Raw genomic sequence first — 19,779 nt, 5'->3', positions numbered from 1 at the left:
TGTCACGATTGATGTTCGCTGTGCGTGATGCAGCGAAAGAAGGGCTGCCCGAGCGTCAGCTGAAGGGGCAGCCGCTGCCTGATGTGCTGGCATTACTCTGCATTCTGTTGTGGCTGGTGTGGCTGGCCTGTTTCCCCTGGCAGCTCACCTCGGATGATGCGCTGAACTTCGCCCACGCCGTGGTACGGTTCAGCGTGCTCGAAGAGTCTCCGCACTTTCCCGGTTACCCCGGCTTTGTCTGGCTCTCGCGGCTGGCAGCCGGGTGTGGTTTGTCTCCTGTCTCCGCAATTGTCGCCGTTTCCTGGTTTGGTAGTGGCCTGATAGCCTGGTACGGCTATCTGCTGTGTCGGCGTCGTGCTGTCTGGTACGGCTTGCCTGCACTGGTAGTGCTTCTGTTCCATCCTATGCTTCCCACTCTGGCTTTATCCGGGCTTACCGATGCGCCTGCCATTGCCTGTCTGCTGGCCGCCTGCCATAGCGCTGAGTGTCAGCACCCGCGACGGCAGGCGCTGTGGCTGGCAATAATGCTGGCAATTCGCCCCAGCTTTGCCGCACTGGCAATAGGGTTGTGGATCTATAGTGGCTGGCATTCATCCAGCCGTTGTCGCTGGCTGCTGGAAACTCTGCTGCTGACAGCAATGATCGGCGCTGGCTGTGGCTGGTTCATCTGGATACATGATGGCGTAGCCTATCTGGACGAGGGGGTACGCTTCACCCTGGGGCATTATGAGTTATGGGGTAATACGCCCGTCAGTCATCCCTGGCAGGGGCTGGTGCAATGGTGGCAGTTGCTGGCGGCGCAGTTAACGCCAGTGGGTGTGATATTGCTGTGCTGGCTAGTGCTGCAGCCACTATGCCAGCGACAAGGCTGGCACTTCTCTCCGTTATGGATATGTCTGCTGGTCAGTCTGCTGTGGCTGTTGACGTCACAGAATCCGGAAAACAGCCGCCATGCGGCACTGCCGGTCATCTTGTCTGTGATCCTGTTCGGTCGCTCCACCGCCTGGTGGCGTACCGGACTGCTGCAGATAGCGGCACTGGCGCTGATCTGTGCTGGCTGGCAAGCACCCAGCCCTCCGGCTATCAGCGCCGCGTTAACCTATGCAGCGCAACATTGCCATACTCTGGTTACCCAGTATGGCGTCAAGCTGGCGCAGCAACAGTTCCAGCTGCAGGTTATCGATGCCTGGTATCAGGCCAGCGCCCGTCTGGCACTGACACAGGGGGCATGCCGACTCAGTAGTGAACCTCTGGCTGGGAGTGAAGTATTCCGTGGACGTTTTGCGGCGGAGAAAGATTACTACCTGCTGCTTCCACTTAATTGATGGTCCTGGCTGGGCTGCTCCAGTAACTGTACGCAAAGACGGACAAAGTCGGATGGAGTGACGATACCGAGCAGCTGGCCCTGATCGTCCAGCACGGGCAGGCAGCCGTGCTTGTTTTCCATGCAGTAACGGCCAGCGGTGGTCAGTGCGGTATCTGCTGTTGTGGTGATGACATCCGTCGCCATAATGCTGCTGATTACGGTCTGACGCTCCAGCTCTGCCAGTTTGGACATGCCATGTTCGCTGACAATACGGAATGACTCCTTGAGAATGTCACGCTGGCTGACGATGCCTTTGAAGGTATGTCCGTCGTCTCCGACGACCGGAATATTGCGAATATTGTGCAGGCGCATGACCTCTCGCGCATCAGCAACAGAGTGCGTGTCGTGCAGTACCTGCAGCTTGGTTATCATCAGATCGGCGACGGTTTTCACGGGTTAGACTCCATGGACTGAGAGAGTGGGGAGGCAACGGCGTCCGTGCTGCCTTTCGCACCTGAGTATAGATGAGAAAAGAGGGAAGACAGTTTGTCCCAGAACAATGAACAGCCAACGGCAGGAGATGCTGAACCTGTAGCCCGGCTGACTTCTGACATGGCCTGCCCGACAGTGTTCAGCTCGGTCGATGAAGCCTGGATGCGCCGTGCCATGGCACTGGCCAGTCAGGCGGAGGCTCTGGGTGAGATACCGGTGGGGGCGCTGGTGGTGGTGGATGGTCATGTGGTGGGGGAGGGATTCAACTGCCCCATTAGCAGCCATGATCCCAGTGCACATGCAGAGATGGTAGCCGTTCGGCAGGCTGCACAGGCTTTGCAGAACTATCGTCTGACAGGCGCTACCCTCTACGTGACACTGGAGCCCTGCACCATGTGTGTGGGGGTGATGGTGCACAGCCGTATCGAGCGAGTTGTCTATGGTGCTCCTGAGCCCAAAGCCGGTGCAGTGCAAAGCCGCGCCCAGTTGCTGGGGGCGCCGTATCTCAATCACTATGTCAGGTGGCAGGGTGGATTGCTGGCTGAGGAGTGCAGTCAGCAGCTGAGTGATTTCTTCAGGCGGCGGCGAGCAGAAAAAAAGCAGGCCAAGGCGCTACAGTCATCCCGTGACTAGTCCGGGTGATCGCTGCCCATTCAGCTCTGCGCTCTTCGCCTGTCGGGTTATGAACAGGTTCTTATCGCGAGCCGATATGGCTCAGAGTGTTGGCGGAATACGATCAAAAACGTGGATTTCAGGCAGTTTAGGCGGTGGTGACAATTCGGCCTTGAAGGGCAGGTTTTCCAGACGCAGGATTTCACGGTACAGACGTACGTTACGGACGTAGATCACCGGCTCCCAGCCACGAGCGTAGCCATGCTTGGTCTGCTGATTCCAGCGCTTCAGCGCCAGCTTGGGCAGATACTGACGCACGTCACTCCAGCGACTGGGGTTCAAGCCTGCATCTGCCGTCAGGTCCATGGCGTCCTGCAGGTGCCCCATTCCCACATTGTAGGCAGCCAGCGCCAGCCAGGTGCGATCAGGGTTGGGGATGTCGTCGGGCAGCTGGTCGAACATTTCCCTGAGATAACGCGCACCACCGAGAATACTTTGCTCGGGATTACTGCGATCCTGCACGCCTACGGAGGCGGCAGTGTTCTGCGTCAGCATCATGATGCCACGCACCCCGGTGGCGGAGACGGCGGTGTTATCCCATTTCGACTCCTGATAGCCGATAGCAGCCAGCAGCTCCCATTCCCAGTCAAACTTTTGTGCCCCTTCTTCAAACCAGGCCTGGAAGCTGGCCAGACGGCTCTGGATATGTTTGCGGAAGGCCCGGATACCGATGAAGTCGTAGCGCTGGGTATGTTCGAAATATTTCTCGTAGAGCTGGCCAATCAGATCCTGAGTGCTGCGTGAGGTAAGAAAGTCATTGATGGCTTTGGTCAGGCTCTGATCCATGGTCGGTGCCAGATACCATACCAGCGGTTGAGGGGCGTTGAGGCTGAAGGCCACCTCCAGATCCGGATACATGGGCGCATAAAGCGACAAGGCCATGTTATCGCTGATCAGATAATCGGCATCACCGCTTTTCAGCATTTCCAGCATGTCAGCCAGATCCATGTCTTCGGTTTCTTCCCACTCCAGCCCCGGCAGGTCTTCCTTCAATTCCTGCAAGCGTTGGGCATGGGCACTGCCAGCCTGCACCAGTACCCGTTTACCTACCAAATCCGCAACAGAAGTGGCCGCAGGGCCATCGCCGTCATGACGCAGGCGAATCACCTGCGAGACCGCATAGGCATAAGGTTCGGAAACAGGAAAGTTGGCTTCGCGTTCACTGCTGAGAAAAAGAGAGGCGGCGACCACATCAACATTGCGCTGACGTAACAGCTCAAACAGGTCTTTGCGGTTGCGCACCACTTTCAGCTCAAGCTGCAGGCCACGTTCTTCGGCAAAGGCTTTGATCAGGTCATACTCAAAGCCGGCCGGACCCTGAGCGTCTTCATAATAAGCAGTGGGAATATTGCGGGTAGCGACGCGCAGCACGCCCCGGTCATCAATACGGGCAAGCTGGCTGATTTGTTGCTGGGCAGCAATCAGCGGGATGGTCACCACCACCAGCAGATAGAGCCAAAATAACCAGGAGCGATGATCTTGCATCCACATTCAGCAGAACCTTACAACCTATTCTGTTGAACCACCTTTGACTGAACGCTGACGTCTACTGCGGACCCCATGTTCTGCGACTTGCCTGCCATCACAGTCGATGGGTGGTGCTGCCTGCGCATGGCAGCGGTTAATTAATCAGAGGTTCCCTGTATCCAGTGACGGTTTTTCAGTATCATTTACGCCCTCTGAATTTATCCCGGAAGACTTCCCGCTGCCGCAACCGAGTTTTGCGGGATAGGTTCCCAATCTGACATACCAGGTTCTTAACCCAAGAATCTCCGACAAGAGGCACGATACCGTCATGCTGACCCTGCGTGGAGCGCCCGCATTATCACCCTTCCGTCGCGGCAAATTGTTGGCCACTTTACAGGCTGATGTTGCGACTGTCACGGATGTTTATGCTGAATTCTTACATCTGGTGGATGTCGCGGACGCCCTGAGCGCCGAGGAACACCAGGTTCTGCAGCGCCTGCTGACTTACGGGCCTGCCAACTCGCAGGAACAGTTTGATGGCGCTACTTTTATCGTCGTTCCTCGTGCCGGTACCATCTCTCCCTGGTCCAGTAAAGCCACCGACATTGCCAGAAACTGCGGCCTTGGCAAGGTCCGCCGTGTCGAGCGTGCAGTGCGCTATGTCGTCGTTGGCGGTGCTTTTGATACCGCTCAGCAGGCACTGATCAAGTCAGCTTTACATGATCGCATGGTGCAGGATGTGCACAGCGAAGAGGCTGCGCTGGAAGGTATGTTTGCCGCCCATGAGCCCCGAGTCTTTACCACGGTCGATGTGATGGGTGGTGGTCGTCCGGCATTGGCTCAGGCCAACCGTGAGCTGGGTCTGGCTCTGGCTGAAGACGAAATCGATTATCTGGTAGAAAGCTTCACTGAACTCGGTCGCAACCCGGTAGACGTTGAGCTGATGATGTTTGCTCAGGCTAACTCCGAGCATTGCCGTCACAAGATCTTCAATGCGTCCTGGGATATCGATGGCGAAGAGCAGGAAAAGTCACTGTTCGCCATGATCCGTAATACCCACGCCATGAATGGTGAAGGAGTATTGTCAGCCTATAAAGACAACGCTGCTGTCATCGTTGGTAGTGAAGCACCACGTTTCTTCCCCGATCCCGCCAGCAAGGAATACGGCCGTCATCAGGAACCTGTACACATCCTGATGAAGGTTGAGACCCATAATCACCCGACAGCTATTGCTCCTTATCCGGGTGCGGCTACCGGTGCTGGTGGCGAAATCCGCGATGAAGGTGCAACTGGTCGTGGTGCCAAACCTAAGGCTGGTCTGACTGGCTTCACTGTCTCTGACCTGAATATTCCCGGCTTCGAGCAGCCCTGGGAATCCAGCTACGGCAAGCCTGATCGTATTGTTTCCGCTCTCGATATCATGATCGAAGGCCCTATTGGTGGTGCTGCCTTTAACAACGAGTTCGGTCGTCCCAACCTGAATGGTTACTTCCGTACCTACGAAGACAAGGTGGCGACGGCGAACGGTGAAGAGGTTCGCGGTTACCACAAACCCATCATGATTGCCGGTGGTATGGGCAATATTCGTGCTGATCATGTTGAGAAGGGCGAGATCGTCGTAGGCGCCAAACTGATCTGTCTGGGTGGCCCCGCGATGCTTATCGGTCTGGGTGGGGGGGCTGCTTCTTCCATGGCCTCTGGCTCCAGTGCGGAAGATCTGGATTTCGCTTCTGTACAGCGTGATAACGCTGAAATGGAGCGCCGTTGCCAGGAAGTGATCGATCAGTGCTGGCAGCTGGGTGATGCTAACCCCATCGCGTTCATCCATGACGTGGGAGCGGGCGGTCTGTCCAATGCCTTCCCTGAGCTGGTGAAGGACGGTGGTCGAGGCGGTAACTTCGAGCTGCGCAAGGTCAACAATGCCGAGCCGGGTATGGCGCCGCTGGAAATCTGGTGTAACGAAGCGCAGGAGCGCTATGTCATGGCCGTGTCACCAGAGAACATGGCGGCCTTTGAAGCCATCTGTCAGCGTGAGCGTTGCCCCTATGCTGTAGTGGGTGAGGCTATTGACGAGCAGCACCTGCAACTCGGCGATGAGCTGTTCAACAACAAACCGGTTGATCTGCCCATGGGGGTGCTGTTTGGCAAGCCTCCCCGTATGCACCGCTCTGTGCAGCGCAAAGCTTTCGAACGTCAGGGTTTGAAGCTGGAAGGCATCGAACTGGCCGAAGCGGCCCGACGTGTGCTGCAACTGCCAGCCGTCGCCAGCAAAAGCTTCCTGATCACCATTGGTGACCGCACGATTACCGGACTGGTTAACCGTGACCAGATGGTTGGCCCCTGGCAGGTACCTGTTGCCGACTGCGCCGTCACTGCCACTGCTTACGACGTTTACACGGGTGAAGCCATGGCCATGGGCGAACGTACTCCGCTGGCCGTGATCGATGCGCCTGCATCAGGGCGTATGGCTATCGGCGAGGTGGTCACCAACCTGGCTGCGGCGCGTATCGGCAAACTGAGTGACATCAAACTGTCAGCCAACTGGATGTGTGCTGCGGGCCATCCGGGTGAAGATGAAAACCTCTATGACACTGTTCGCGCAGTGGGTATGGAACTGTGCCCTGAACTCGGTATGTGCATTCCGGTCGGCAAGGACTCCATGTCCATGCGTACCGTATGGCAAGACGGTGATGAGCAGAAAAGTGTCACCGCTCCATTATCGCTGATCATCACCGGCGTGGCGCCCGTGACCGATGTGCGTCGTTCGCTGACACCACAACTGCGTACCGATCAGGGTGAGACCGATCTGATCCTGATTGATCTGGGTCAGAACCAGCAGCGCCTCGGTGGCTCTGCGCTGGCACAGGTATTTGATCAGGTGGGTGATCAGACGCCCGACGTGAATGATGCCGGTGAACTGAAGGCCTTCTTTGATGCCATTCAGAGTCTGAATGAGCAGGGCTCCTTGCTCGCTTACCACGACCGCTCTGACGGTGGTTTGTTCACCACGCTGGCGGAAATGGCTTTCGCCGGCCGTACCGGTGTCGATATTGAACTATCTGATCTGGTACAGGGTGAAGATGATCTGCTGCCTGCTCTGTTCAATGAAGAGCTGGGTGCGGTGATTCAGGTCCGTCGTGCTGACAGTAATGAAGTGCTGCGTCAGTTGTCTGCCCACGGTCTGGCTGAATACGCTCAGGTCATCGGTAGTCTGAATGATGACGACATGCTGCGCTTTACGGTGGAAGGTGAAGAAGTGCTGGTTGATGGTCGTGAAGACTTCCAGCGTCTGTGGGCTGAAACCAGCTACCGCATTCAGGCCATGCGTGACAACGCAGACTGCGCACAGCAGGAGTTTGACCGTATTCTCGACGTTGAAGATCCCGGTCTGCATGTCAGTCTGAGCTACGACGTGAACGAGGATATTGCTGCACCGATGATTGCCACCGGTGTTCGTCCACGTGTTGCCGTGCTGCGTGAGCAGGGCGTTAACGGTCATGTGGAAATGGCTGCAGCTTTTGATCGTGCGGGCTTTGCCGCTGTTGACGTGCATATGAGTGATATTCTGTCAGGCCGTGTCAGCCTGCAGGACTTCAAAGGCCTGGTTGCTTGCGGTGGTTTCTCCTACGGTGACGTACTGGGTGCAGGTGAAGGCTGGGCCAAGTCCGTGCTGTTCAACAGCCGTGCACGTGATGAGTTTGGTGCGTTCTTCCTGCGTCAGGACAGTTTTGCTCTGGGCGTATGTAATGGTTGCCAGATGATGTCCAACCTGCATGAACTGATTCCGGGGGCTGAGTTGTGGCCGCACTTCGTACGTAACCAGTCCGAGCAGTTTGAAGCGCGTCTGGTCATGGTTGAAGTGACAGAGTCACCTTCCATCTTCCTGCAGGGGATGCAGGGTTCCCGGATGCCGGTTGCCGTGGCACACGGTGAAGGCTATGCCGAGTTCCGCGATCAGGCACAGCTTCAGGCGCTGATTAACAAGGGGCAGGTTGCGCTGCGTTTTGTCGACAACTATGGACAAGCGACAGAAGCCTATCCTGCCAACCCCAACGGCTCTCCACTGGGTACGACAGGCATCACCACACCTGATGGCCGCGTAACCATCATGATGCCTCACCCAGAGCGCGTATTCCGTGCTGTACAGCATTCCTGGCGCCCTGATGGCTGGCAGGAGGACGGTAGCTGGATTCGCATGTTCCGTAACGCCCGTGCCTGGGTGAATTAAGCGGGGTGAAGGTTCGTTCGAACCGTCATTGTTAAAGACAACGGGCGCCCTCTGGGCGCCCGTTGTCATTTATGACTTCTATCGGCCAGTAAGTGTATCTGTGCAAGTCAGCATGTGCCGCTGACGTTGGGAATACTCTGCCCCAGTATGGTGAAGCAATGTGGATTTTTTCCCTTTGCCCCTTGTCTCCAAAAAAAATACCCCCACAATAGCGCCGCATGCGTGAAACACTGATGGTGTCTGCTCTCAGTCCTGTTCGCGTATGGTGGCAAATTTGGCTTTATTGTGAATTGGACAAGTCCGTTTCTATGCTCATACTTAGCGGTAAATCGCCTGGGGCGGAGCAGCGGCACTTGAGGTTACAGGGGGAAGCATGAGTAAGTTTGGTTCCTTGCAAGAGCAGCTTGAACGGATGAAGAAAGCGGGCAAGGGTGGCACTTCGGAGAAGCGTTCAGGGCTGAAGACGTTTGTCCCGGTGTATGCACCTGCCAAGTCACCAAAGAGCGACGATGATGAAGCGGGCGGTGACACGATGGAAGATTTGAGCGGTGTCCTGCCAGCCGATGCAGACTATGAAGGTGATGGCCTGGATGGCAGTGGTGAGGATTTCGGCGACGAAGAAGAGGCCGAGCACGAAGAGTATTGAGGCAAATCTTATTTCACTGATGTACTTGGTCAGATGGCGTTACTGATCGCGTTGTAGCGTCATGCGCATGAGTTTGACATGTTGACGCTTCTTAAGCCTCTTTTTGAAGCATAAAAAATGCCCCGCAGAGCGGCACTGATCATCAGTGATATCTGCGGGGCATTTTTATTTACATCGTCTGACCTGCCGACGCGCGGTAGCGCGCCGGGCTTTGCTTCAGGGTGGCGGTTACTCGAACAGTCCGCCCGTCAGCTTGTGAAACAAACTGCGATTATTGCCATCATCGTCTGCGGCAGGTTGCTGCTCTTCAGGTTCTGCGGGTTGCTGAACTGCAGGCTGGGCCGGTGCCTCAGTGTTTGATTTCACCAGCGTGGGTACAGGCAGCTTGGTGTCTGAAGACTGGAATACACCCATGGTGTAACGGTCGAAGACGCTTTCCTGCTTCAGCACATCTTTGTCATAACCGGGATAGTTCAGATCCAGTACTTCTTGCGTAGACTGGGCCAGCTTGGGCTCATTAAGCGCCTTGTAAGCCACAATCATAATTGCCAGACCATCGGGTACGGCGGGTGTTTCCTGAAAGTTTTCCACCACGTAGTTACCGCGATTGGCCGCTGCCAGATACGCACCACGCTTCAGGTAATACTGGGCTACGTGAATCTCATAGCGAGCCAGACGGTTACGCAGGTAAACCATGCGGTTACGTGCATCTGACGCGTAGGGGCTGTTGGGATAGAGCCGTACCAGTGTGGCGAAGTCGTTGTAAGAGTCTTTCGCTGCACCGGGGTCACGTTCAGTTTCATCAGTAGGCAGGAAGCGGTCGATCAGGCTCTGATCTTCTTCGAACGCGGTCAGGCCGCGGAGGTAGTAGGCGTAATCCACATACTCACTATTGGGATAGACGCGGATAAAACGATCTGCTGAAGCCTGTACTTGTGCAGTCTTGCCTGAGCGGTAGTAGGCATACATCAACTCAAGCTGAGCCTGTTCGGAGTAACGACCGAACGGATAGCGGGCCTCCAGCTTTTCATACCAGTCTGTAGCTTGGTCCCAGAGCGCATCGTCCAGTGATTGAGTGGCCTTCTCGTACATGACCTGTTCTGGATAGTCGGGCTCTTTCGGCTTTAAAGAAGAACAGCCCGCCAGGGTGACAGCCAACAGTGAAGCCAGCAGGAGTTTACCTTGTCGCATCGGAATACCATTGCCGCTCGTGAATACTCAAGGCGGTTATTCTAGCGGTATTCGTTCAGGTGTACAGCCTGTGTGCTGAATAACCTTGGGTGTCCCTGTATACTGGCGGTTTTCATCCCGGTACAAAGCAACAACCGCTGACCCTGAAGTCTGGGGCAGTGATCACAGTGGCCTTGCCGGGGGAGCGTAGCCATGCAACCACAAGGCTGCGCATGCATTTAGCCATGAGCACAGAATCAACATGAGTGAAACCATTAAGCATCGACTGCAAGTCCCTATGGACAAAGGCGGGATGCGTCTTGATCAGGTCGCTGCCGAATTGTTTTCGGATTATTCCCGCGCCCGTTTGCAAACCTGGATCAAAGAAGAAGCATTAAAGGTAGACGGACGTGCCTGCAAACCCCGAGAAAAGTTGCTCGGTGGCGAATGGCTTGAGCTTGAAGCTGAGCTGGAGGCACAGGAGCGCTGGCTACCGGAGGCAATTGATCTGCCGATTGTCTACGAAGATGAGCACATCCTGATTCTGAACAAACCAGCAGGTCTGGTTGTTCACCCAGCAGCAGGGCATAGCGAAGGAACGCTGCTTAACGCACTGCTGCATCATGCTCCTGAGCTGAATGTAGTGCCCCGTGCCGGTATTGTGCATCGACTGGACAAAGATACGACCGGGCTGATGGTTGTAGCCAAGACCATTCAGGCGCAGACCGACCTGGTTGAGCAGCTGCAGGAACGCTCCATGGGGCGTGAATACGAAGCGGTGGTGCAGGGTGTGATGACCGGCGGTGGTACGGTTGATGAGCATATGGGGCGTCATAGTCGTCACCGGCAAAAGATGGCTGTCGTCGCGGAAGGCAGCGGTAAGAATGCGGTAACTCATTACCGCGTGCTGGAGAAGTTCCGCGCCCACACCCACATTCGTTGCAAGCTGGAAACCGGTCGTACCCATCAGATACGTGTCCATATGGCACATATCCACTACCCTCTGGTAGGTGATCCACTGTACGGTGGCCGTAACCGTTTACCCAAGGGCTGTACGCCTGATTTGCAGGATGCTCTGCGTATGTTTCAGCGGCAGGCTTTGCATGCCAAGCGTCTTGAACTCTCACACCCAGCAACCGGAGAGTGGATGGAGTGGGAAGTGGAACTACCTGAAGATCTCAAGGCGCTGCTAGCTGCGCTGGATGAGGACCGTCAGGGTTATGACGATTATCTTTAACTGAGTTTTGTATGGATGAACAGGTACGGTTCAGGCTGTACCTGCACCGTCTGAGATCACTCTTTGGCAGATGTCGTCCAACAATAAAAGTGATGACCGTAAAGAGATAGGAGGTCGATCTTGTCATATGTTTATCCAGACTGGCCTGCTCCAGGCAATGTTAAAGCGCTGTGTACCACTCGCCTGGGAGGGCATAGCCAGGGTGCCTTCGACAGCTTCAATCTTGGTGACCATGTGGGGGATGATCCCCAGGCCGTGCATGCCAATCGTCTTCAGTTGCAGGCAGAGTTGAATCTGCAGCAGCCTCCAGCCTGGTTGGTACAGGTGCACGGTACGGATGTGGCATGTCCTGGCGAAGCGGACGATTATCAGGCAGATGCCAGTGTGACCCGTCATCGTGGACAGGCGCTGGCAATCATGACGGCGGACTGTCTGCCCGTGTTGTTCTGTGATGACAAAGGGCTGGTCGTGGCAGGTGCCCATGCTGGCTGGCGGGGACTGTGTGCAGGCATACTGGAGGCCACCATTCAGGCCATGGCCGTCGCTCCGGTGTCGCTAATGGCGTGGCTTGGGCCTGCGATTGGGCCAGCTGCATTTGAAGTGGGAGATGAGGTGCGCGAAGCCTTTATTGCCCAGCAACGTGATGCTGCCGCAGCATTTGTACCGGGAGAGCTACCCGGGAAATGGCTGGCGGATATCTATCAGCTGGCACGACTACGTCTTCGTCTGGCAGGTATTGAGCGGATATACGGCGGTGAGTATTGCACGGTCAGTCAGCCTGAACTGTTTTACTCATACCGTCGTGACCGGCAGACCGGTCGTATGGCCTCGTTGATCTGGCTGGACTAAAAAAGAGACAGGCCTTGTTTGGTTACCACCCGTAGAGCTTTCAATCCCGTAGAGCTTTCAAAAGAGTGCAGTGGCGGGAGTTCCGTCACTGCACGGCTTTAATAGCTCACCCCGTCTTCAGAACGACTGCAGCTGTTCCACCTTCCCCTGCTGCCAGTCGGCCTCCGTCTGATCCAGTGCCTGACTGATATCCGCGACCTTGTCGGACTTCAGCATCTTCGGCAGCGGGTCCAGACCCACCGTCGCGAACACCTGCCCGTAAGCATTACGCAGCTCGGCATAGGCCAGATCCTGGCGCAGATGCGCGTTCAGCGCATTCAGCTCACCCTGAATCAGCTGCAGTTCCCCGATGCTGTTGGCCTTGTAGCGATTGCGCAGCTGATCAGCAATCTGGGTATCCAGACCACTGAGCTCGGTACTGGTTTTGTACTGACGCAGGGCTTCATTATAGTTGGCGCGGGCCACATAGAGCTGCGCCATGACCGCCAGTGACATGGCCTGACGCTGCATTTTGGCCACCACCTCATTGGCTTTGGCGGCATCCCGCGCTGCCGGGCCCGAGAGCAGGTTGAACAGGTTCCAGGTCACCTTCACCCCGACATCTGCCCAGCTCTGATTGACCAGGAAAGAGTTGCTGTCGTAATGGCCACCGGCATCGATTTCCAGTCCCGGTAACATCCGTAGCAGCGACTTGCGGGTTTCGGCGGCACTGATGCGGACCTGATAATCCTGCTCACGCAGTTCCGGGCGGTTGACCAGCGCCACCTCTTCCAGCTTGTTAAAGTCCACGTTCAGCTGGGGAACTGGCAGGTTCGTATCATCCGGCACCGCCAGCGTATAGGTGGAGCCCAGTGGCAGATTCATCAGGGTGGCCAGCTCGGTCTTCGCCAGTGACAGCGCACGGCGTTGCTCTTCCAGCTGACGCAGGGCATCCAGCAGCGCCCGCTGATAGCTCAGTGCTTCGATAGGGTCACCGACCTGCTGGGCACTCATGTGCTGGCTGGTGGTCCGCGCTTCATTCACCCGGTCAATCAGCCCGTCGATCCTGCTCAGCAGACGTTCCGCCGCGGCGGCGCGCCAGTAGGCTGAACGCACATCCTGAATGATGGTATGCACCACCTTGCGCTTGCGCTCCTGCGCGATCCAGCGCTGATCCGACTTCTGCTGGGCAGTCACATAACTGACGCCGAAGTCCAGCACGTTCCACACCATGGTCAGATCGGCCACATCACGGTCGTTATCCAGCGAGGTGGACGGCTCCAGCGACTGCTGACCGGTCTCCACGCTCAGACTGCTGGAGGCACTCAGATTGCTGCGGCCGGAATAACCGGCGGCCAGCGCCATCTTCGGCAGCATATCAAAATGAGACAGATCCAGCTGACGCTGGGCAAGGGCCTCCTCCATCACCTTCAGGCGGGCTTCCAGGTTGTACTTGAGAGCACGGGCCATGGCATCGTGCAGAGAGATGGGAGCCGTTACCGGCTCCTGATCAGTGAACATCTGTGCCAGATCCTGCTGCACCCGCTGTTCGCTCTGAACCCGGGAGAGCGGCTGGCTGGTCACCGCACAGCCGCTGACCAGCAGGGCGATGACACTGAGGCTGAATAACTTACGGCCATTAGACACAATGTGGCTCCCAAAGGTGTTCGTCATTGTCATGGATAGATTGCCTTTCACTGGATTATCCCTGTTGTAGGCCTAATTCGAGCAGAGCATGTTCAATGGCACTGATCCGCTGCAGTTCGTTGTCGTCAAGGGCGCGCAATTGCTGATCCAGGCCGGGTGAGAACACGGCCAGTGACGCGCCAGCACCACCGGCACCACCGGTGCCATTAAAGCCACCGTTATCCACATCGATATTGCTCCAGCTGCCGCCGGAGAAGATCTGCATCGGCGTGATGGAGGGCAGATGGATACCTGAGAACATGCCTGCCAGCGTGGAGCTGCCGCCCAGCGCACCGCCGTTGTTGAAGCTGGGGAAGCTGCCCAGACTGCTGTTGAACGAGCCAAAGCCCGCGCCGGTACCGTTCTGGAAGGTGCTGCTAATCTGCGAAGTACCGAAGCCCCCATTGCCGCCTGAGTTACCCGACTGGAAGATCGTGGTGACCACCGAGCTGCCACCATTGCCTCCGTTGCCGCCAACACCCCCCAGTGTGCCGTTGAACGACAGCCCACCCTGACCTCCATTACCCTGCGTAGTGCCCCCCGCGGAGCCTGTGGTTGACGTCGTGGGTGTCCCGGAACCATTGGTCCGGAACTCCGGATCGCCCCCGGTGCTGGTCGCGCGGGCTACGGTCAGCGTAAAGGTCGTGGTGACCTGGGCCCCGGTATTATCCGTGGCGGTGACGGCAAGGCTGAAGGTGCCCACATTGGCCGCCAGCGGAGTGCCGCTGAACTGGCCCGTGCTGGCATCAAAACTCAGCCAGGACGGCAGGACGGAACCGTCAGCCAGGGTAGCCGTGAGGGTCAGGCTGTCACCGGCGTCCACATCGGCAAAGGTATCGGCCGGCAGGGTAAAGCTGAACGCCGCATTCTGGGTGGCGCTCTGAGCACTGATTGCACCTGCCGTTGGCGCATCATTCACATTGGTGACGGTCAGGGCAAAGCTACTGCTGACCGAGGCACCGCTGCCATCGGTGGCGGTGACCCGAAGGCTCAGACTGCCGACATCGCCGTTATCCGGGGTACCGGAGAAGGTGCCGGTGGCGGCATCGAAACTCAGCCAGGACGGCAGCGCCGAGCCATCGGCCAGGGTGGCGGTCAGGGTCAGGCTGTCGCCGGCATCCACATCACTGAAGGTGCCGGCAGGAACGGTGAAGCTGAAGGCGCTGTCTTCCGTCGCGGTCTGCGCTGGGAGGGTGGAAGCCGTTGGCGCATCATTCACATTGGTGACGGTCAGGGCAAAGCTACTGCTGACCGAGGCACCGCTGCCATCGGTGGCGGTGACCCGAAGGCTCAGACTGCCGACATCGCCGTTATCCGGGGTACCAGAGAAGGTACCGGTGCTGGCATCAAAACTCAGCCAGCTCGGCAGCGCCGAGCCATCGGCCAGCGTAGCGCTCAGCGTCAGACTGTCACCCGCGTCCACATCACTGAAGGTGCCGGCAGGGACGGTAAAGCTGAACGCGCTGTCTTCGGCCGCGGACTGAGCACTGATCATCCCGGCGGTGGGAGCATCATTCGTGTTCGTCACCGTCAGAGTGAAGTTCGTAGCGATGGCCGCACCGCTGTTATCGGTGGCGGTGACGCGGATCGTCAGACTGCCGACATCACCGTTATCCGGGGTACCGGAGAAGGTGCCGGTGCTGGCATCGAAACTCAGCCAGGACGGTAGGGCCGAACCATCGGCCAGGGTGGCCGTGAGGGTCAGGCTGTCGCCGGCGTCCACATCGGCAAAGGTGCCGGCAGGGACGGTAAAGCTAAACGCGCTGTCCTCGGTCGCGGACTGAGCACTGATCACCCCGGCGGTGGGAGCATCGTTCACATTGCTGACGGTCAGCGTAAAGCTGCTGCTGACCGACGCGCTGCTGCCATCGGTGGCGGTGATGCGGATCGTCAGACTGCCGACATCACCGTTCTCCGGGGTACCGGAGAAGGTACCGGTGGTGGCGTTGAAGCTCAGCCAGGAAGGCAGGGCGGAACCGTCGGCCAGGGTGGCCGTGAGGGTCAGGCTGTCGCCGGCGTCCACATCGGCAAAGGTGCCGGCAGGGACGGTAAAGCTAAACGCGCTGTCCTCGGTTGCACTCTGTGCACTAATCACCCCGGCGGTCGGGGCATCATTCGTGTTCGTCACCGTCAGAGTGAAGTTCGTAGCGATGGCCGCACCGCTGTTATCGGTGGCGGTGACGCGGATCGTCAGACTGCCGACATCGCCGTTATCCGGGGTACCGGAGAAGGTGCCGGTGGCGGCGTTAAAGCTCAGCCAGGACGGCATGGCCGAACCGTCAGCCAGGGTAGCGCTCAGGGTCAGGCTGTCGCCGGCATCCACATCGGCAAAGGTGCCGGCAGGGACGGTAAAGCTAAACGCGCTGTCTTCCGTCGCGGTCTGCGCTGGGATGGTGGAAGCCGTTGGCGCATCGTTCACGTTGCTGACGGTCAGGGTAAAGGTACTGCTGACCGACGCGCTGCTACCGTCAGTGGCAGTGACCCGAAGGCTCAGACTGCCGACATCACCGTTATCCGGGGTGCCGGAGAAGGTGCCGGTGCTGGCATCAAAACTCAGCCAGGACGGCAGGGCGGAGCCATCGGCCAGGGTGGCGGTGAGGGTCAGGCTGTCGCCGGCGTCCACATCGGCAAAGGTACCGGCAGGGACGGTAAAGCTAAACGCGCTGTCCTCGGTTGCACTCTGTGCACTAATCACCCCGGCGGTCGGGGCATCATTCGTGTTCGTCACCGTCAGAGTGAAGTTCGTAGCGATGGCCGCACCGCTGTTATCGGTGGCGGTGACGCGGATCGTCAGACTGCCGACATCACCGTTCTCCGGGGTACCGGAGAAGGTGCCGGTGCTGGCATCGAAACTCAGCCAGCTCGGCAGGGCCGAACCGTCAGCCAGCGTAGCGCTCAGGGTCAGGCTGTCGCCGGCATCCTGATCCACAAAGGTATCGGCGGGCAGGGTAAAGCGGAAGGCGCTGTCTTCGGTGGCGCTCTGGTTCGGAATCACACCGGAGCTGGCCGCATCATTGGTATTGATGATGGTCAGGGCGAAGCCACTGCTGGCTGACGCACCGCTGCCATCGGTGGCAGTGACCCGAATGCTCAGACTGCCCACATCACCGTTATCCGGGGTACCGGAGAAGGTGCCGGTGCTGGCATCAAAACTCAGCCATGAAGGCAGCGCCGAACCGTCGGCCAGGGTAGCCGTCAGCGTCAGACTGTCACCGGCGTCCACATCACTGAAGGTGCCAGCAGGGACGGTAAAGCTAAAGGCGCTGTCCTCGGTCGCACTCTGAGCACGGATTACCCCGGCGGTCGGGGCATCGTTCACGTTGGTCACGGTCAGCGTAAAGCTGCTGCTGACGGAGGCACTGCTGCCATCGGTGGCGGTGACGCGGATCGTCAGACTGCCGACATCGCCGTTCTCCGGGGTACCGGAGAAGGTACCGGTGCTGGCATCGAAACTCAGCCATGAAGGCAGCGCCGAACCGTCGGCCAGAGTAGCCGTGAGCGTCAGGCTGTCACCGGCGTCCACATCACTGAAGGTACCGGCAGGCACCGTGAAGCTGAACACCGCATCCTGCGTGGCGGCCTGATCACTGATGCCGGTGGCGGTCGGCGCATCATTCGTGTTGGCAATGGTCAGGGTGAAGTCACTGCTCAGGCTGACCGCCTGACTGTCCGTTGCGGTAACACGAATGCTCAGACTGCCGACATCGCCGTTATCCGGGGTACCGGAGAAGGTGCCGGTGGTGGCATCAAAGCTCAGCCAGGCAGGCAGCGCTGAGCCATCCGTCAGCGTCGCGGTCAGGCTGCTGATGCTGCCCAGCTCACTGAAGGTGGCAGCGGGCACGGTGAAGGTAAAGGCACTGTCCTCGGCCACCTGCTGGTCGGTAATGGTACCGGCCACCGGGGTGCTGAGGTCGGTAATGGTCAGCGAGAACGCACTGCTGGCAGCGGCCAGACTGCCATCGGTGGCGGTCACCATGATCGACAGCGTACCGACATCCGTGCGGGACGGCGTACCGGAGAAGGTACCGGTGGCGGCGTTAAAGCTCAGCCATGAAGGCAGAGCGGAACCGTCGGCCAGGGTGGCGGTCAGGGTCAGGCTGTCGCCGCTATCCACATCGCTGAACGCAGAGGCCGGCAGGATAAAGGTAAAGACATTCCCTTCTTCAACCTGCTGATCACTCAGAGCGGTGGCCGTTGGCGCATCATTCACATTGGTGACGGTCAGGGCAAAGCTACTGCTGACCGAGGCACCGCTGCCATCGGTGGCGGTGACCCGAAGGCTCAGACTGCCGACATCACCGTTATCCGGGGTACCGGAGAAGGTACCGGTGCTGGCATCGAAACTCAGCCAGGACGGCAGGGCCGAACCGTCAGCCAGGGTGGCGGTCAGGGTCAGGCTGTCGCCGGCGTCCACATCACTGAAGGTGCCGGCAGGGACGGTAAAGCTAAAGGCGCTGTCTTCGGTCGCCGTCTGAGCACGGATCACCCCGGCGGTCGGGGCATCGTTCACGTTGGCGACCGTCAGCGTAAAGGTACTGCTGACCGACGCGCTGCTACCGTCAGTCGCGGTGACACGGATCGTCAGACTGCCCACATCACCGTTATCCGGGGTACCGGAGAAGGTACCGGTGGCGGCGTTAAAGCTCAGCCAGGACGGCAGGGCCGAACCGTCGGCCAGGGTAGCCGTGAGGGTCAGGCTGTCGCCGGCGTCCACATCGGCAAAGGTGCCGGCAGGGACGGTAAAGCTAAACGCGCTGTCTTCCAGCGCCGACTGCGCGGCAATGGTGCCGGTGGTCGGGGCATTGTTCACGTTGCTGACGGTCAGGGTAAAGCTGCTGCTGACCGACGCACTGCTGCCATCGGTGGCGGTCACTTTAATGCTGATGGCACCCACATCACCGTTCGCCGGGGTACCGGAGAAGGTGCCGGTGGCGGCGTTGAAGCTCAGCCAGGACGGCAGAGTGGAACCGTCAGCCAGCGTAGCGCTCAGGGTCAGGCTGTCGCCCGCGTCGACATCACTGAAGGTGCCGGCAGGAACAGTAAAGCTGAAGGCGCTGTCTTCGGTCGCGGTTTGTGCTGCGATGGTGGAAGCCGTTGGCGCATCGTTGGTGTTGGCCACGGTCAGGGCAAAGCTGCTGCTGACCGAGGCACTGCTGCCATCGGTGGCGGTCACTTTAACGCGGATGGCACCCACATCGCCGTTCGCCGGCGTACCAGAGAAGGTGCCGGTGGCGGCGTTAAAACTCAGCCAGGACGGCAGAGTGGAACCGTCAGCCAGGGTGGCGGTCAGGGTCAGGCTGTCGCCGGCATCGACATCACTGAAGGTGCCAGCAGGGACAGTAAAGCTAAACGCGCTGTCTTCCGTCGCCGTCTGAGCACGGATCACCCCGGCGGTCGGGGCATCGTTCACATTGCTGACGGTCAGGGCAAAGCTGCTGCTGACCGACGCGCTGCTGCCATCGGTGGCGGTGACTTTAACGCTGATCACACCCACATCGCCGTTCTCCGGGGTACCGGAGAAGGTACCGGTGGCGGCGTTGAAGCTCAGCCATGAAGGCAGAGCGGAACCGTCGGCCAGGGTGGCGGTCAGGGTCAGGCTGCCGCCGGCGTCCACATCGGCAAAGGTGCCGGCAGGGACGGTAAAGCTAAACGCGCTGTCTTCGGTCGCGGACTGAGCACTGATCACCCCGGCGGTGGGAGCATCGTTCACATTGCTGACGGTCAGGGCAAAGGTACTGCTGACCGAGGCACGGCTGCCATCGGTGGCGGTCACTTTAACGCTGATTACACCCACATCGCCGTTATCCGGGGTACCGGAGAAGGTACCGGTGGCGGCGTTGAAGCTCAGCCAGGACGGCAGGGCCGAACCGTCGGCCAGGGTAGCCGTGAGGGTCAGGCTGTCGCCGGCGTCCACATCGGCAAAGGTGCCGGCAGGGACGGTAAAGCTAAACGCGCTGTCTTCCAGCGCCGACTGAGCGGCAATGGTGCCGGTGGTCGGGGCATCGTTCACGTTGCTGACGGTCAGGGTAAAGCTGCTGCTGACCGAG

General features: G+C 58.6%; 11 protein-coding genes (1 of these 11 cut by a window edge). 6 read left to right on the top strand and 5 right to left on the bottom strand.

What is annotated here, in order from left to right:
• The first annotated feature begins 20 nt into the window (after nt 1-20).
• Complete coding sequence (locus QCD60_RS02760; RefSeq protein ID WP_279782209.1) at nt 21-1,325, top strand: hypothetical protein; 1,305 nt, start codon at nt 21-23, stop codon at nt 1,323-1,325.
• On the opposite strand, the gene QCD60_RS02755 is transcribed toward QCD60_RS02760, so the two are convergent.
• Nucleotides 1,301-1,759, bottom strand: a complete 459-nt coding sequence (locus tag QCD60_RS02755) for a CBS domain-containing protein (RefSeq protein WP_279782207.1) — start codon at nt 1,757-1,759, stop codon at nt 1,301-1,303. The genes QCD60_RS02760 and QCD60_RS02755 overlap by 25 nt on opposite strands.
• A 159-nt stretch (nt 1,760-1,918) precedes the next feature.
• Between QCD60_RS02755 and tadA the strand changes: the two genes are divergently transcribed.
• Complete coding sequence (gene tadA, locus QCD60_RS02750; protein ID WP_279787869.1) at nt 1,919-2,431, top strand: tRNA adenosine(34) deaminase TadA; 513 nt, start codon at nt 1,919-1,921, stop codon at nt 2,429-2,431.
• Nucleotides 2,432-2,512: 81 nt separating this feature from the next.
• On the opposite strand, the gene mltF is transcribed toward tadA, so the two are convergent.
• Nucleotides 2,513-3,961: a membrane-bound lytic murein transglycosylase MltF gene (gene mltF / locus QCD60_RS02745; RefSeq protein WP_104151633.1), complete on the bottom strand. Its 1,449-nt coding sequence runs from the start codon at nt 3,959-3,961 to the stop codon at nt 2,513-2,515.
• Nucleotides 3,962-4,265: 304 nt separating this feature from the next.
• On the opposite strand from mltF, the gene purL reads away from it, so the two are divergent.
• Nucleotides 4,266-8,165: a phosphoribosylformylglycinamidine synthase gene (gene purL, locus QCD60_RS02740; protein WP_279782204.1), complete on the top strand. Its 3,900-nt coding sequence runs from the start codon at nt 4,266-4,268 to the stop codon at nt 8,163-8,165.
• 373 nt (nt 8,166-8,538) lie between these two features.
• Entirely contained in the window at nt 8,539-8,811 is a 273-nt protein-coding gene (locus QCD60_RS02735) for a hypothetical protein (protein WP_279782201.1), read from the top strand.
• 228 nt (nt 8,812-9,039) lie between these two features.
• On the opposite strand, the gene QCD60_RS02730 is transcribed toward QCD60_RS02735, so the two are convergent.
• Complete coding sequence (locus QCD60_RS02730; protein ID WP_104151636.1) at nt 9,040-10,002, bottom strand: outer membrane protein assembly factor BamD; 963 nt, start codon at nt 10,000-10,002, stop codon at nt 9,040-9,042.
• Nucleotides 10,003-10,243: 241 nt separating this feature from the next.
• Here QCD60_RS02730 and rluD point away from each other — a divergent pair, with 241 nt between their 5' ends.
• Both rluD and pgeF read left to right on the top strand, forming a co-directional pair.
• Nucleotides 10,244-11,218: a 23S rRNA pseudouridine(1911/1915/1917) synthase RluD gene (gene rluD, locus QCD60_RS02725; protein WP_279782195.1), complete on the top strand. Its 975-nt coding sequence runs from the start codon at nt 10,244-10,246 to the stop codon at nt 11,216-11,218.
• Nucleotides 11,219-11,338: 120 nt separating this feature from the next.
• Entirely contained in the window at nt 11,339-12,067 is a 729-nt protein-coding gene (gene pgeF, locus QCD60_RS02720; protein ID WP_279782193.1) for a peptidoglycan editing factor PgeF, read from the top strand.
• 117 nt (nt 12,068-12,184) lie between these two features.
• On the opposite strand, the gene QCD60_RS02715 is transcribed toward pgeF, so the two are convergent.
• Both QCD60_RS02715 and QCD60_RS02710 read right to left on the bottom strand, forming a co-directional pair.
• The gene (locus QCD60_RS02715) at nt 12,185-13,693 is read right to left on the bottom strand and encodes a TolC family protein (RefSeq protein ID WP_279782191.1); all 1,509 of its coding nucleotides are present in this window, start codon (nt 13,691-13,693) and stop codon (nt 12,185-12,187) included.
• Nucleotides 13,694-13,748: 55 nt separating this feature from the next.
• Nucleotides 13,749-19,779, bottom strand: the 3' end of a protein-coding gene (locus QCD60_RS02710) for a putative Ig domain-containing protein (RefSeq protein ID WP_279782189.1). It continues 24,011 nt past the right edge of the window; 6,031 of the gene's 30,042 nt are visible here — the last part of the coding sequence; its start codon lies beyond the right edge, outside the window; it ends in the stop codon at nt 13,749-13,751.

Origin of the sequence: Pokkaliibacter sp. MBI-7 (genome assembly GCF_029846635.1) — a bacterium.
In the GTDB taxonomy this organism is placed as follows: domain Bacteria; phylum Pseudomonadota; class Gammaproteobacteria; order Pseudomonadales; family Balneatricaceae; genus Pokkaliibacter.
Note: the sequence above shows the minus strand (reverse complement) of the source record. Positions and strands in the feature narration are given on the sequence as shown.